At 62.4% G+C, this 14,198-nt stretch carries 15 protein-coding genes; 9 read left to right on the top strand and 6 right to left on the bottom strand.

Annotated elements, in window-relative coordinates:
* On the bottom strand, window positions 1-387 hold a 387-nt coding region (locus BO74_RS19495; RefSeq protein WP_496444818.1), incomplete at its 3' end, for a TRAP transporter small permease.
* Window positions 388-887: 500 nt separating this feature from the next.
* Here BO74_RS19495 and BO74_RS19490 point away from each other — a divergent pair.
* Both BO74_RS19490 and BO74_RS19485 read left to right on the top strand, forming a co-directional pair.
* Window positions 888-2,459, top strand: coding sequence for a sensor histidine kinase (locus BO74_RS19490; RefSeq protein WP_496444816.1), 1,572 nt, complete (start codon window positions 888-890; stop codon window positions 2,457-2,459).
* Window positions 2,449-3,084, top strand: a complete 636-nt coding sequence (locus BO74_RS19485) for a response regulator transcription factor (RefSeq protein ID WP_496444814.1) — start codon at window positions 2,449-2,451, stop codon at window positions 3,082-3,084. The genes BO74_RS19490 and BO74_RS19485 overlap by 11 nt, the downstream gene beginning before the upstream one ends.
* Window positions 3,085-3,122: 38 nt before the next feature.
* On the opposite strand, the gene leuA is transcribed toward BO74_RS19485, so the two are convergent.
* A complete protein-coding gene (leuA, locus tag BO74_RS19480) occupies window positions 3,123-4,793 on the bottom strand; it encodes a 2-isopropylmalate synthase (RefSeq protein ID WP_496444812.1) in 1,671 nt (556 codons plus the stop codon).
* A gap of 170 nt (window positions 4,794-4,963) precedes the next feature.
* Between leuA and BO74_RS19475 the strand changes: the two genes are divergently transcribed.
* Both BO74_RS19475 and BO74_RS19470 read left to right on the top strand, forming a co-directional pair.
* Complete coding sequence (locus BO74_RS19475) at window positions 4,964-5,425, top strand: Lrp/AsnC family transcriptional regulator (RefSeq protein ID WP_496444810.1); 462 nt, start codon at window positions 4,964-4,966, stop codon at window positions 5,423-5,425.
* A 28-nt stretch (window positions 5,426-5,453) separates the two neighbouring features.
* Window positions 5,454-6,575: an NAD(P)/FAD-dependent oxidoreductase gene (locus tag BO74_RS19470; protein WP_496444808.1), complete on the top strand. Its 1,122-nt coding sequence runs from the start codon at window positions 5,454-5,456 to the stop codon at window positions 6,573-6,575.
* A 404-nt stretch (window positions 6,576-6,979) separates the two neighbouring features.
* Here the strand turns inward: BO74_RS19470 and BO74_RS19465 are convergent, their stop codons facing one another.
* Both BO74_RS19465 and BO74_RS19460 read right to left on the bottom strand, forming a co-directional pair.
* Window positions 6,980-8,134: a THUMP domain-containing class I SAM-dependent RNA methyltransferase gene (locus BO74_RS19465; protein ID WP_496444806.1), complete on the bottom strand. Its 1,155-nt coding sequence runs from the start codon at window positions 8,132-8,134 to the stop codon at window positions 6,980-6,982.
* A 32-nt stretch (window positions 8,135-8,166) separates the two neighbouring features.
* A complete protein-coding gene (locus tag BO74_RS19460) occupies window positions 8,167-9,060 on the bottom strand; it encodes an SDR family oxidoreductase (protein ID WP_496444804.1) in 894 nt (297 codons plus the stop codon).
* 39 nt (window positions 9,061-9,099) lie between these two features.
* Here BO74_RS19460 and BO74_RS19455 point away from each other — a divergent pair, with 39 nt between their 5' ends.
* From BO74_RS19455 to nudC, 3 genes are read left to right on the top strand one after another with little or no spacing between them, the layout of a single operon-like run.
* The gene (locus BO74_RS19455) at window positions 9,100-10,143 is read left to right on the top strand and encodes a CDP-6-deoxy-delta-3,4-glucoseen reductase (protein ID WP_496444802.1); all 1,044 of its coding nucleotides are present in this window, start codon (window positions 9,100-9,102) and stop codon (window positions 10,141-10,143) included.
* A gap of 33 nt (window positions 10,144-10,176) precedes the next feature.
* Window positions 10,177-11,352 (top strand): EAL and HDOD domain-containing protein, encoded by a 1,176-nt coding sequence (locus BO74_RS19450; protein ID WP_496444801.1) that lies wholly within the window; start codon window positions 10,177-10,179, stop codon window positions 11,350-11,352.
* A gap of 10 nt (window positions 11,353-11,362) precedes the next feature.
* Entirely contained in the window at window positions 11,363-12,130 is a 768-nt protein-coding gene (gene nudC / locus BO74_RS19445) for an NAD(+) diphosphatase (protein WP_496444799.1), read from the top strand.
* Window positions 12,131-12,134: 4 nt separating this feature from the next.
* On the opposite strand, the gene BO74_RS19440 is transcribed toward nudC, so the two are convergent.
* Together BO74_RS19440 and BO74_RS19435 are read right to left on the bottom strand one after the other, a co-directional pair.
* Window positions 12,135-12,407, bottom strand: coding sequence for a hypothetical protein (locus BO74_RS19440; RefSeq protein WP_496444797.1), 273 nt, complete (start codon window positions 12,405-12,407; stop codon window positions 12,135-12,137).
* A gap of 33 nt (window positions 12,408-12,440) precedes the next feature.
* Window positions 12,441-12,767, bottom strand: a complete 327-nt coding sequence (locus BO74_RS19435) for a hypothetical protein (RefSeq protein ID WP_496444795.1) — start codon at window positions 12,765-12,767, stop codon at window positions 12,441-12,443.
* Here BO74_RS19435 and BO74_RS19430 point away from each other — a divergent pair.
* The gene (locus BO74_RS19430; RefSeq protein WP_496444793.1) at window positions 12,759-13,808 is read left to right on the top strand and encodes an ABC transporter substrate-binding protein; all 1,050 of its coding nucleotides are present in this window, start codon (window positions 12,759-12,761) and stop codon (window positions 13,806-13,808) included. The two genes, BO74_RS19435 and BO74_RS19430, sit on opposite strands and share 9 nt — an antisense overlap.
* Window positions 13,809-13,904: 96 nt before the next feature.
* The coding region (locus BO74_RS19425) for a helix-turn-helix domain-containing protein (RefSeq protein WP_496444791.1) at window positions 13,905-14,198 on the top strand (294 nt) is incomplete at its 3' end.

The following is a 14,198-nucleotide window of genomic DNA, read 5'->3' as shown; positions in this document are numbered from 1 at the left end:
GTAGAGGGCGCCGAGCGAGATGCCGGAGGCCGGTGCCATGTTGCCGAGGTTGATGATGGTCTGTTGCCAGCTGCCGTCGAGGAAGAGCCACATCATCCAGATCATCAGGACGTGGGCGATGGTCAGCAGGACACGCTGGACGAGCGGCGGGAACTTGGTGAGCACGGCATCGAAGCCCAGATGGCCGTGCTCGCGCAGGGCGATCAGGCCCGCCGTGTAGGTCATCCACGTCAGGCCCCACGAGGACAGCTCTTCCGAGACGGTGATGCCGCTGTTGAAGGCGTAGCGCAACACCACGTTGCCGAACACCATGATGATCATCCCCGCCAGGCAGGATGCCGCAAAGAGCTTGAGGAGGACGAACAGATAATTCTGGAAACGAAGCATATTTCTTCCTGACATGGGGAAACGCTCTAACTAAGGACACACCCCGCTCTACTGCCTGCCGAATCACAAAACCAGAAGGAGGGAAAAGACCATCCTGAGCACGATTGGCAGCGAGGTTAAAAAAACGTCATCACGACCATCCCCGCGAGGCAGGACGCAACGAAGAGCTTCAAAAACACAATCACAAATTCATGAATGAAAAACATGGCCGCTCCTGAAACGAATCGACATTTGCGCGCTCGTCCCCTTTCGAAGGCGCGCAAGGAGACGCTCGATCGCCGGCGATAGTAGGGGAACAGGCGGGCCCCGAAAATTCGGCATTCCCACTAAGGAAACATGCCACTGTGCGACACCCCCAACGCGCAACGACAGCGCATCTGATGGCATTGCCACGCATGCCATTTCACCGCCGATGGGGACATCGCGTACGGGAAACACGGATGCGCAAATTGCGCGGCGGGGCGAAAATTCCGCCTGACTCCTCACGTCGAACAACCACCATGTCAGAGAGAACAACCAAACTGGTACGCTGGACAGCATTCATCGCCGCCTACATCGCTCTCGACTGGGGCAGCTACCTTCACGCCACACACGGGCTGAACATCACTCCGTGGAATCCTGCGCTCGCGCTCGGGCTTGCCGTCTCGATGAAGCATGGCCGCGACACGATCATTCCGTGGTTCCTGGCCCTTCTGCTCGGCGAGATGCTGGTTCGCGGCCTGCCTTCGCCGCTACTCAACACATTGATTCAGTCCGCCTGCCTCGCAGCCTGCTACAGCACGATCGCCGACATCATCCGCAGGAATTTCAACATCGCCGGCGGGCTGAGCAACCAGCGCAACTTCTTTTTCTGGCTGGCCGTCGTCGTATTCGGCACTTTTCTGACCAGTTGCGTCTACCTGCTGCTGCTCTTCTTCTCCGGGCAAATCCCGGCAGAAGAGTGGCGGCTGTTGGTCTTGCGCTTCTGGATCGGAGACTGCGTCGGCGCCATTGCCGCGATGCCGTTCTTCTGGATGCTCATCGAACACCACAGACGCCTCAGGCAGGTACTCGTGCGCTGGGAAACGCTTGGCTACACCGGCCTGGTCGTCGTCATGGTCGGCATCGCCTTCGGCCGCTGGGAAATCGACGATTTCAAATATTTCCATCTCCTGTTCCTGCCGCTGGTCTGGGCAGCCGCCGTGCAAGGACTCGCGGGCGTGGCGATCGCCGTGTTCGTATTGCAGGCCGGGATCATCGTGGCCGTGCAATGGCTGCGACTGATGGACTTCATGGTCTTCGAAATGCAATTGATGGCCGCCGTCCTCGCCTCCGTCGGTTTCTACATCGGCGTGCTGATCGATGAGCGACAACGTATCAATGCCGAACTCAAGCAGACCTTGCGACTGGCCGCCGCGGCGGAAATGGCCGGCGCGCTCGCGCACGAAATCAACCAGCCGCTGACGGCGCTGTCCGCCTACGGAACGGCCTGCGAGCAACTGCTGCTCCGCGGCGAAACCGGCCCGCGCCTGAGCGACGCGATCAGTCGGATGGTCGCGGAATCCCGTCGCGCCGCCGAGGTCGTTCGACGGCTACGCGACTTCTTTCGTACCGGCGCAACGCGCATCGAGCGAATCAGTGCGCGGGATCTGCTCGCCTCCGGTACGGAGACGCTGCGCGCAAAGGCCGGGCAACTCGGCATCGAGCTGTCCGTCGAGCCGCCGCCGGAGGTCTTCCTTCTGGCCGATCGGATGCAAATAGAGGTCGTGCTGCGCAACCTCATTTCCAACGCCTTCGAGGCATTGTCGGAAAAACGTCCGAATCAGCCGCTCGTGGAGGTTAGCGCAATCACTACCGGCAACAGCAAGCTCTGCATCACGGTCTCCGACAACGGCCCAGGGCTTTCAAGGGATGCGATGAAAAGGATTTTCGAGCCTTTCCACTCCACCAAGTCGAGCGGCCTGGGATTGGGGCTTGCCATCAGCCGGGCAATCGCGGAAGCTCACGGCGGAACCCTGCTTGCCGAAGAAGCCGACCATGGAATCTTCATGCTCATCCTGCCACTCGAAGAATTGACTGACGATGCCGATTAACCAATACACCGTATTCATTGTCGAGGACGACCCCTCGGTACGCGACGCCCTGGGCTTGCTTCTTGGCATCCACGGGCACGCCGTCGCCCTGTTCGCCGACGCCGAGACGTTCCTCCGGGCCTACCGTCCGGACTGGCTGGGCTGCCTGCTGATCGACATCAGGATGCCGGGCATGGATGGCCTGACCCTGCAAAAACGACTGCTGGAAAAAGGCTCGACGATCCCGGTCATCATCATGACCGGCCACGGGGATGTCGGTTCGGCGCGGGAAGCCTTCCGGGCCAATGCAGTAGACTTCCTGGAAAAGCCGATCGACCACGACAAGCTGATCCGCGCCATCGAGGAGGCCTACACGCGCCAGTCAGCGGAAGAAACCAAGGGGCAGGCACGCACCGAGTTCGACGGCATGCTGCAACAGTTGACGCCCCGCGAACGCGAGGTCATGAGTCTGGTCGTCGCCGGAAAGCACAACCGGGAAATTGCCGACAAACTGGGAATAAGCGCCCGCACCGTCGAGGTGCACAAGGCGCGGATGATGACCAAACTCGGGGTGCATGGCGTCCCCGATCTCGTTCGCCTCAGCCTGAGGGGACAACATAACGGCAAGACCGGCGACGAACGCTGAGGTTCGCGCCGGCACGCCTCGCGAGCGCTTTCCAGTGACTACCCTTTACTGCTGCCCTGCAGGCGATCCACGCCGCTGATCAGCGCCCGGATCGATGCGGTGACGATGTTGGCATCCATCCCGACGCCGTAATACTCCCTGTCACCCCCCGCCAGCATCACTTCCATGAAGGCGCAGGCCTTGGCATCCTCGCCCTTGCCCATCGACTTTTCCTCGTAGCTGCGCACCTGCACCGGAATGCCGATCGACCCCAGCGCATGCACGGCGGCGTCGATCGGACCATTCCCCCGTCCGGTCAGGACGTGCGACTCGCCGTTCTTCTGTACCGTCAAGCGGATGCCCTGCGCGTTGCCTTCCTCGAACAGGTGATGCTCGACATAGCGGATCGGCTCCGCGCTCTCGAGATAGGTCCTGGAGAACAACGCCCAGATGTCCGCCGCCTCCATTTCGCCACCGTGCGTATCGGTATAACGCTGGACCTCGCTGGAAAACTCCACCTGCAGACGCCGCGGCATGCTCACGCCGTATTCGGTCTCCAGGAGGTAGGCGATGCCGCCCTTGCCGGACTGGCTGTTGATGCGGATCACCGACTCGTAGCTGCGCCCGAGGTCGGCCGGATCGACCGGCAGATACGGCAAGGCCCACAGGTCTTCCGGCCGCTGCCGGGCAAAGCCCTTCTTGATCGCATCCTGGTGTGACCCGGAGAATGCGGTGAACACCAGGTCGCCGACGTACGGATGGCGCGGGTGGATCGGCAACTGCGTGCAATGCTCGTAGTCGCGCGCCACAGCGTTGATGTCCGAGAAATCGAGGTTCGGTGCCACGCCCTGCGTGTACATGTTGAGCGCCAGCGTCACGAGATCGACGTTGCCGGTCCGCTCGCCGTTGCCGAACAGGCAGCCCTCGACGCGATCGGCCCCGGCCATCAGGCCGAGTTCGGCCGCCGCCACCGCCGTGCCGCGGTCGTTGTGCGGGTGCAGACTGATGAGAATGCTGTCGCGACGCGCGAGGTGCCGATGCATCCACTCGATCTGGTCGGCATAGATATTGGGCGTCGCCATCTCCACCGTGGTCGGCAGGTTGAGGATGATCTTCTTCTCCGGCGTCGCGCCCCAGGCTTCGGTCACGGCGTTGCAGATCTCCAGCGCGAAATCGAGCTCGGTCGCGGTAAAGGCCTCCGGGCTGTATTCAAGCACCCATTCGGTGCCGGGGTTTTCCTCGCAAAGCTGGCGGACGAGCTTCACCGCCGAGACCGCCATGTTGACCACCTCGGCCTTTTCCATGCCGAAGACGACTTCGCGGAACGGCCGCGCCGTGGCGTTATAGATATGCACGATCGCCCGGCGCGCGCCCTTGAGCGACTCGATGGTGCGACGGATCAGCGCCTCGCGCGCCGGCGCCAGGACTTCGATGGTCACATCGTCGGGAATGTGTTTTTCCTCGATCAGCTTGCGCACGAAGTCGAAATCGGTCTGCGACGCCGACGGAAACGCGACTTCGATCTCCTTCACGCCGATCGCGCATAGCCGCTTGAACATGCGCATCTTGCGCTCGACGTTCATCGGCTCGAACAGCGCCTGATTGCCGTCCCGCAGATCGGTGCTCATCCACATCGGCGCCTGGGTGATCGTGCGCCCGGGCCATTGCCGGTCATCGAGTTGGACCGGTGGGAAGGCGGAATACTTGGTAGCGGGATCTTTCAGCATCATGACAACGAACTCCTTGATTGGACGTGTTCTTGGTGAAATGAATCATAGCCAAAAGGCCCCGGCAGGTGCTTGCGTTATTCAGGCTGAAGACGTAATGTTTTGGCACGAATAGTATAAAAAAACACGTTTAAAGCAATTTTATTTTCCAACACAGACACCATTGGCAATTTATGGAGATTGACCGCTACGACCGCCAGATCCTCGCCATCCTTCAGGAGAATGGGCGGATCAGCAATCAGGACCTCGCCGACCGCATCGGCCTCTCGCCTTCCCCCTGCCTGCGCCGCGTCCGCGCGCTCGAGGACGCCGGCATCCTGACCGGTTACCGCGCGCTCATCAGCGCCAAGGCCCTCGGCTATTCGCTGATGGCACTGATCTACATTTCGATGGACAAGCACACGCCTGAACGTTTCGAGAACTTCGAAAAACAGATCCTGCAGATCCCCGAAGTCCTCGAATGCCTGCTGGTCACCGGACAGGACGCCGACTACCAGATCAAGGTCATCGTCAAGGACATGGACGCCTTCCAGGAGCTGCTGCTCAACCGCATCACGCGCATTCAGGGCGTCACCGGCGTCCATTCGAGCTTCGTCCTGCGCAAGGTTGTCGACAAGACCGCCGTGCCGGTCTGAAGACGGCATTCAATTTCGGGAGGAGTCCATGGCAATCGAAAAGACTGGCGCCGTGGTGATCGGTGCGGGCGTGGTCGGGCTGGCCTGTGCCCGCCAGCTGGCGCTGCGCGGCATCGAGACGATCATCCTGGAGCGCCACGCCGAGTTCGGGCAGGAAACGAGTTCGCGCAACAGCGAGGTGATCCACGCCGGGCTCTACTATCCAACGGATTCGCTGAAGGCGCGCTTCTGCGTCGAAGGTAACCGCGATCTTTACGCCTACTGCGCGGAGCACGGTGTCGCCCACCGGCGCTGCGGCAAGCTGATCGTCGCGACACACTCCGATCACTCCGGTCAACTTGTGTATCTGGAAAAGCTGGAACGGCAGGCCCGCACGAACGGTGCCGAAGCCCACCCGCTGAGCGCAACGGAAGCGCAAGCCCTGGAGCCGCAACTTCGCTGCGTCGCCGCGCTCCACTCCCCGAATACCGGAATCATCGACTCGCACGCGCTGATGCTCGCGCTGCTCGCGGATGCCGAAGCCAACGGCGCCGTATTCTCGCCCAATTCGTCGGTCAGGCGAATCGAGTGCGATGCCGGCGTCATCGTTCTGGAGGTCAACTGTGACGACGAGACGATTCGCCTCGCGGCAGACCACGTCATCAACGCCGCGGGCCTGTCGGCAGTCGACCTTGCGCACGCAACAACCGGCTACCCGCCGGACCGCATCCCGCGCGCCCACTTCGCCAAAGGCAACTATTACACCCTGAATGGCCGCGCGCCGTTCTCGCGCCTGATCTACCCCGTTCCCGAGAACGGGGGCCTCGGCGTACACCTGACACTCGATCTCGGCGGGCAGGCGCGCTTCGGCCCGGACGTGGAATGGGTCGACGAAATTGACTACACGGTAGATCCCCGCCGCGCCGACGGGTTCTACGCCGAGGTCCGAAAATACTGGCCGGAGCTGCCGAACAAGGCGCTTGCCCCCGCCTACTGCGGCATCCGCCCGAAGATTTTCGGACCGGGCGAACCGGCGGCCGACTTCATGCTGCACGGGCCGGAAACCCACGGCATCGGCGGCCTGGTCAGCCTGTTCGGCATTGAATCGCCGGGGCTCACCGCCTGCCTGCCGCTCGCCCGGTACGCCTGTCGGCTTTTGGGGATACGTTGAACTATTCGTCGTAACCCCGGCGAAGGACGGGGAGCTTCTTCTTCGTTGATCCCGGATTGTCCAATCGCCATATTTCTGGGTTGTTTGTGACCTCAGGCGGAGGCGTTTGCTGAACCGCTTTGTTCCGCGCCTGACGCGCGGGCGTCCTTTCTTTTGCGTCGCTTGTCGCCAAAAGAAAGGAGCCAAAGAAAACGAAGTTTCGGCGAAGCCAAAAGGCGACCCCCGGTCGGCGCCTCGCAGGGGGATTTGAACACCGTTCGGTCACCGCTGCGTTCGGTTTTCCTGCTGCCCTCTGCGTCGTCGAGCAGCGCAGAGCACCCGGCAAAGCCGGGCGACGCAGCGGGCGCGCCTTCTTCTTGGCAAGACAAGAAGAAGCACCTCGCCCGCAGGCGAAACCCGGCGTGTCAGCCTCCCCGGCCGGGTCGGTTGCTCCCGGCGACCATCCTGAACTCGAACAGCCGGCACTCGATGGCGCCGTTGAACAGCGGCGTCTTCTTGCCGGGCGTCAGGCGCATCAGCTTGGGCAGGCGCAGATCGGCGGTCAGCAGGCAGGCCGTCCAGCCGGCGAACTTCTGCTTCAGGGCACTGGCGAGCTGCGGATACAGCGCGGCGAGTTCCTCCTGGTCGGAGAGGCGCTCGCCGTACGGCAGGTTGGCGATCAGGATGCCGCCGAGGGCCGGCGCATCAATGTCCAGGAAATCGCTGGAACTCAAGGTCACGGCCGGCAACAGGCCGGCGCGATCGAGGTTGGCCAGCGCCGCGCGCACGGCCACCGGCGAGATGTCGCTGCCGAAAATCTGCGCGTGCTGCGCCGGTTTCTCGGCCTCCTGCGCGGCGTCGAGCAAGTCTCTCCAGACATCCAGCTGGAAGTTGCGCAGCCGCTGGAAGCCGAAACTGCGCCCGCTCGCCCCGGGTGCGATGTTCAGGGCCATCTGCGCCGCCTCGGTGAGGAAGGTGCCGCTGCCGCACATCGGGTCGAGCAAGGGCGTTCCGGGCTGCCAGCCGGAGAGGCGCAAAATCCCTGCCGCGAGGTTTTCCTTGAGCGGCGCCTCTACCGTTTTCTGGCGCAAACCGCGCTGGTAGAGCGGCGCGCCGGAGGTGTCGACGTACAGGGTGCATTCGTCGGCGGTAAGGAAGCCGTGTACGCGCACTCCCGGTTCGCGCGTATCGACGCTCGGCCGCTTGCCGGTATCGGCGCGGAAGCGGTCACAGATCGCGTCCTTGATGCGCAAGGTGATGAACTCCAGGCTCTTCAACGGGCTCTTGACGGCGACCACGTCGACGCGCAGCGTCTGCTCGGCGGCAAACCAGGTCGGCCACGGCGCATCCAGCGCCAGCCGGTAAATGTCGTCCTCGCGTGCATATTTGCCGTGGGCCACGCGCCACAAAACCCGGGTGGCGATCCGCGAGTGCAGGTTGACGGCGTAACAGGTCGGCCAGTCGGCAGAAAAGTGCACGCCGCCGGGCACGATCCTTGAGTCGGCAACACCTGCGTTCGTCAGGTCTTCCGCCAGCAGTGGCTCAAGCCCGCGCGGGCACGTCGCAAAGTATTTTTCCACGGCAAATCCTAAAAAGTTGCGCGGCTGCCGATTCAGGACAAGCCACTGTTGTTTCTTTCCCGCCAGGCGGCATCGACCCCCTCGGCAACCTGCGGATAACGCAAGCGAACCCCCAACTCGCGGCAGGCACGCCCATTCTCCAGCCGCCGCGACTCACTCATGAACGACAACTGCACCGGCGACAGCACCCTCGCCGCTTCCTCGCGCGAAATCCGCGGCGGATGCGGCAAGCCGAAGCGATCGGCGACGAGATCGAAATACTCGCCCATCTTCAGGTGCGAGGCGTCCGACGCGTTATACACCCGATTAGGCAGACCACGCCGCAACGCGGCGACCGCCAGCATCGCCAGGTCGTCGGCGTGGATGTGATTGGTGAACACATCGTCCTCGGCAGCCAGCACGGGCGTCCCGCGCTGGAGGCGTTCGAGCGGCAGCCGGTCAGCAGCGTAGATTCCCGGCGCGCGCAGGATGCTCACGCACGGCCCCGCAGTGCGCCCGAAGCGCCGCAACCGCCGCTCGGCATCAACGCGCCGACACGCACGGGCGGTCTGCGGATGGAGGCGCCGCGTTTCCGGCACACGTGCGCCGGCACAGTCGCCATAAACCCCGCTCGTACTGATGTAAACCAGACGCTGTGGTAGACTTTTTCCCCGATTCAAAGCGGCCAGCAGCCGGCGCATTCTGGCATCGTCGGTGCCGCGTTCGGGCGGTGGCGCAAAATGCAACACCGCGTCGGCGAGACCGGACAACCGGCGCAAGCTGTCCCGCCGATCAAGGTCGGCAATCAAGGGCAAAGCGCCTTGGGCGCGCCAGAACGGCGCCTGCGCCGGATCACGCAGCAATGCGATGACCCGGTAACGGCCAAGCAATAAAGGAAGGGTTCGGCGGGCCACATCGCCACACCCGACAATGAGAAGTGTTTGCACGCGGGGATTTTACCGGAATCACCCCCGCCGGGAGACTTCATGGGATTCCAGATCACCGTCGAACCGGGCCGGCACACATTCGAAGCCGGCGCTGACGAGCCAATTCTCGAAGCGGCGTTGCGCCACGGGCTGATGGTTCCCTACGGCTGCCGGGACGGCGTCTGCGGCGCCTGCCGCAGCAAGGTGCTGAGCGGCCAGGTCGACCACGGAAAAACCCCTCCGGTTGGGCTCGCCCCTGCCGAGCGTGAAGCCGGCTACGCACTGCTTTGCTGCGCCAAAGCACAAAGCGACGTCGTCATCGAAGCCAGGGAGCTTCGATCTTCCGGTGATATCCAGATCAAGACGCTGCCGGCACGCGTCGAGAAAATGACCCTCGCCGCGCCCGACGTGATGCTCCTGGAACTCAAGCTGCCGGCCAGCGAGCGGCTGCAATTCCTCGCCGGGCAGTACATTGACATCCTGCTCAAGGACGGTCGCCGCCGCGCCTTCTCGCTGGCCAACGCTCCACACGACGACGCGCGCCTGCAACTGCACATCCGGCGCGTTCCCGGCGGGCGTTTCACCGAACACGTGTTCACCACCATGAAGGAGCGCGACCTGCTGCGCATCAACGGCCCACACGGCATCTTCTTCCTGCGCGAGGATTCGGCCAGGCCGATTTTGCTGGTCGCCGGCGGCACCGGCTTCGCCCCGGTCAAGGCGATCGTAGAACACGCCCTCGCGGAGGACACACGACGCCCGATGACGATCTACTGGGGCGGCCGTCGCGGTGAAGATCTTTACCTGAATGCGCTGGGCGAAGACTGGATACACGCGCACGCACACATCCGCTACGTTCCCGTGCTATCGGAACCTGTATTAGACGACGGCTGGACCGGCCGCACCGGCCTGGTTCACCTCGCCGCCATGCAGGATTTTCCCGATCTTTCCGCCCACCAGGTTTACGTTTGCGGCGCACCGGCCATGGTCGCTGCCGCCCGACGCGATTTTGTCGGACAATGCGGGTTGCCCGAACAGGAGTTCTTCGCCGACGCCTTTGAATTTGCCGGCGACACGAACATAGCCCCAACGTCACCGCGTTGATTGAACATTTGCCTGCCAGACCGAGTTAACACCATGCCTGATGTCTTCATTTCCCGCCAACCGCTGATCAATCGCCAGAACCGTATCCTCGCCAACCGACTCAGCCTGCACCTGGTGGGCGGCGCGACGATGGCGGACGCCGCCGAAACGCTCGCCTCGCTCGCGGACTACTGGCCGGCCGACGAAAAACAGGTTTTCCTGAACTGCGGCAAAAGCCCGTGCGATGCAGACTTGCTGCAATGGAGTCCGCCTGCGAATACCACGATTGAGCTGCAGGGCGCTTCGTTTGCTGCCCCTGACGCCGCAACCCTGGTTTCCCGCTTGCGGGAGAGCCCGTCCTCGCTGTGCCTGATCATCGACGAACATGCCAAGACGGCACTGTCCTCGGGGATCCCTTTCCGCTTCATGGGACTTAATGCGCGGCGCTTCCCGCCCGCCCAATTGAAAACGCTGGCCACGCAAACGCAGCCCTACGGCATCGGCGTCGCCTTCAACGTTTACGACCGCCAGGCCTTCCAGAACTGCCTAGACGCCGGCCTCAACGCCGCCGCCACCTGGTTCTTCAAGCGCCCTTCCAGCGCCCCCGCCAAGGCACTCAACCCCGGTCAGGCGCAGATCATCCGCGTGCTCAACCTGGTGCGCAAAAACGCCGACGTCAAGGAAATCGAGGCCGCGCTGAAGCAGGACGTCACGCTTTCCTACAAGCTGCTGCGCTACATCAACTCGGCCGGTTTCGGTCTGTCCTGCGAGATCCAGTCATTCCGCCACGCTGTGACGATTCTCGGCTACGACAAACTCAACAAATGGCTGTCGCTGCTGCTGGCCACGGCAAGCAAGGACCCGATGGCGCAGGCACAGATGCACACCGCGCTGTGCCGCGCCCGGCTGATGGAGCTTCTCGGGCACGGCCTTGTCGCCAAGAGCGAATACGACAACCTGTTCATCACCGGCGCCTTCTCGATGCTCGAAGCACTGCTCGGCGTCGGCATGGACCAGGTGCTGGAAACGATGAGCCTGCCCGAGTCGATCTGCGATGCGCTGCTCGGCCACGGCGGCGTTTATGGCCCGTTCCTCGAACTGGCCATCGCCTGCGAGGGCGAAGACGGCGACGCGATCGCCAGCCAGGCCGGCATGCTCGGTCTCTCGGCCGAGCAGTTCAACCAGGCGTTGATGCAGGCTCTGACTTTCGCCGACACGATGGAAATCTGATACCCCCACCATGAACAACGAATGCTACTGGCTGCTCCGCAGCGAAAACCAGTTCTTCATCGTCAGCGACGAGCAGCACGGCAAGACCTTCCTGCTCGGCCGTTCCACCGATTACGGCGATCCGGAACGGCCGCTGCTGGTCGGCGAATGGGACGGACGCCCCTGCTACGCCGCCGAGGTCGAATCGCTGCCCGACGACAAACCCGGCGAACTGACACTTCTGCGCCCGCTTTACGGCATCGCCGGCGCCGAAGCGTTCGCCATCGCCGGACGCGCCAGCCTGCTCATGGACTGGCGCCGGAACCATCGCTTCTGCGGCCGCTGCGGCACGCCGACAACAATGAAATCCGACGAGTTCGCCATGGCCTGCCCGTCCTGCGGCCTGCTCGCCTACCCGCGCATCTCGCCGGCAGTGATGGTATTGGTCGAACGGGGGAATGACCTGCTGCTCGCCCGCAGCCCGCATTTCCGCCCCGGCATGTTCAGCGCGCTGGCCGGTTTCGTCGAAGCCGGCGAAACCATCGAGCAATGCGCTGTGCGCGAAGTACGCGAGGAAGTCGGTGTCGAGATCACCAACCTGCGCTATTTCCGCAGCCAGCCCTGGCCCTTCCCCGATTCGCTGATGATTGCGTTCTTCGCCGACTACGCGGGCGGCGAGATCACGCCCGACCCGTCGGAAATCGAGGCCGCCGGGTGGTTCCCTCGCGACGAACTGCCGCCGATCCCCAACCCGGAAAGCATTGCCCGGCACCTGATCGACGCAGCGTGCCGGAAATAGACAATCAGGCCGCCGCCTCCGCCGAAACGCCGGCGCCGAGGCAAGCCGTGTAGGCAAACGAGCTCTGATCGATCACATTCACGACCTCCTGCAGTTTCTTCGCCGCCATGCCGAGCAGACGCGCGGCGTGATGGCCGGCTTCATCCAGTTCCAGTTCGATATCGTCGATGCAGTCGACGTGGGCTCCGTTGATCAAAGCGATCGCGTCATGCAATTCGTCCATCAGATCGGTGGCGAAATCAAAATATTCCTTTGTGATACCATGCTGGCCGGACATTTTCGTTCTACTCCCTAAAAGTTGCGATGGTGTTCAGGGCCGTTCGGTGTTGCCGCACCAAACGGCCCCTTTCCCTTCGGCATTCCCCGAAGGCGCGCCAATATAACCGAGCCGAACAATCAGATAAATAGAGCAAAAGTTATAGACCCTCTGGGCGCAGCCGATTGTTTTGCCTCTAAAAAATACCATTGGCGTATAACATGGGTATTTTTTACCAGCCGACACCGCGGCAAATCCGAGATTGGGTTCCGCCTTGATACTGTGTGCACTCGCCCCCGCCATCGGCGCGTAAGATATTTTGGCGAACGTTTTTTCCCCGGAGCCTGCGATCCAGACGAACAGGAGTCTCAAATGAACCATGCCCCCTCGGAAGCACGCACGATCGTCCTCACCCTCGCCGCCATGAGTTTCCTGGCGGGCGCGGCCAGCGCCGACTTCACCGTGATCTCTTTCGGCGGCACCAACCAGAAGGCACAAGCCAAGGCGTTCTATGAGCCCTACGCCAAAGCAACCGGCAGCAGGGTCATTACCGGCGAATACAACGGCGAGCAGGCCAGGATCAAGGCCATGATTGAAACGAAGAACGTCAACTGGGACGTCGTCGAGGTCGAGTCGCCGGAACTCGCCCGCGGCTGCGAGGAAGGCCTTTACGAAAAGTTGGACTACAGGAAGATCGGACCCACGGCCGACTTCATCCCCGCGGCCGTCACCGAATGCGGCATCGGCATCTTCGTGTGGTCAACGATCCTCGCCTACAACGCCGATGCGCTGAAAACCGCGCCAACGTCCTGGACCGATTTCTGGGATCTCAAGAAATTCCCCGGCAAGCGCGGCATGCGAAGAGGCGCCAAGTTTACGCTCGAATTCGCGCTGATCGCCGATGGCGTAAAGCCGGAAGAAATCTACAAGATCCTCGGCACAAAGGCCGGTGCCGAACGCGCGTTCAAGAAGCTCGACCAGATCAAGTCAAACATCGAATGGTGGGAAGCCGGTGCGCAACCACCGCAACTCCTTGCCGCCGGCGACGTCGTCATGACTACCGCCTACAACGGACGCATCGCCATCGCACAGAAGGAAGGAAAGACCAACCTGAGAATCGTGTGGACCAACAACATCTACGACTTCGACCTATGGGGCATCCCGGTCGGCACGGCAAACAAAGACGAGGCCTACAAGTTCATCGCCTTCGCCAGCAAGCCCGAGAACCAGGCGGTGTTCGCCGGCGAGATTAACTACGGGCCGACCAACCTGAAGGGAACCGCGCTGATCAATAAGGCGATCATCCCCGAGCTGCCGACTGCCCCGCAAAACATGAAGGGCGCCTTCGCCAGCAACACGCAATTCTGGGTCGAGCACGGCGAGGATCTGGAACGGCGCTTCAACGCTTGGGCGGCGAAGTAACTCGACGAAGGACTGGCGATTCTCGAACACACGCTGGAGTCCAGAATCAAGTGCAACACTACCCTATCACCCTGATAAGAGCGGGAGTTATTGCACATGGGAAAGCAGTACAGTCATTTAAGTTCGGAAGAGCGAGCCTGCATCATGCTGCGCTTGCGTGATGGTTTCAGTTCGCGGGCTATTGCCCGCGAACTGAAACGCTCTCCGTCAAGCATCACGCGTGAAATCGCCAAACATCACCATCTGGCGGGCTGCTCAACGTTGCCCTATGAGGCAGGTCGGGCCAGCATGCGTGCCCACATGGCCCGGTTTCAGCGACGACGCCAGTGCAAACTCGCTCCCACCGGGTCCCTGTTCGCCGAGGTGCGCGACAAGCTCACGCTCGGCTGG

It is taken from the genome of Propionivibrio pelophilus DSM 12018 (assembly GCF_059569095.1).
Note: the sequence above shows the minus strand (reverse complement) of the source record. Positions and strands in the feature narration are given on the sequence as shown.

Bases quoted from the DNA above. Each gene is read 5' to 3' on its own strand.
- BO74_RS19490 (WP_496444816.1), top strand. From the start codon at position 888: ATGTCAGAGAGAACAACCAAACTGGTACGCTGGACAGCATTCATCGCC.
- BO74_RS19485 (WP_496444814.1), top strand. From the start codon at position 2,449: ATGCCGATTAACCAATACACCGTATTCATTGTCGAGGACGACCCCTCG.
- leuA (WP_496444812.1), bottom strand. From the start codon at position 4,793: ATGATGCTGAAAGATCCCGCTACCAAGTATTCCGCCTTCCCACCGGTC.
- BO74_RS19475 (WP_496444810.1), top strand. From the start codon at position 4,964: ATGGAGATTGACCGCTACGACCGCCAGATCCTCGCCATCCTTCAGGAG.
- BO74_RS19470 (WP_496444808.1), top strand. From the start codon at position 5,454: ATGGCAATCGAAAAGACTGGCGCCGTGGTGATCGGTGCGGGCGTGGTC.
- BO74_RS19455 (WP_496444802.1), top strand. From the start codon at position 9,100: ATGGGATTCCAGATCACCGTCGAACCGGGCCGGCACACATTCGAAGCC.
- BO74_RS19450 (WP_496444801.1), top strand. From the start codon at position 10,177: ATGCCTGATGTCTTCATTTCCCGCCAACCGCTGATCAATCGCCAGAAC.
- nudC (WP_496444799.1), top strand. From the start codon at position 11,363: ATGAACAACGAATGCTACTGGCTGCTCCGCAGCGAAAACCAGTTCTTC.
- BO74_RS19440 (WP_496444797.1), bottom strand. From the start codon at position 12,407: ATGTCCGGCCAGCATGGTATCACAAAGGAATATTTTGATTTCGCCACC.
- BO74_RS19430 (WP_496444793.1), top strand. From the start codon at position 12,759: ATGAACCATGCCCCCTCGGAAGCACGCACGATCGTCCTCACCCTCGCC.
- BO74_RS19435 (WP_496444795.1), bottom strand. From the start codon at position 12,767: ATGGTTCATTTGAGACTCCTGTTCGTCTGGATCGCAGGCTCCGGGGAA.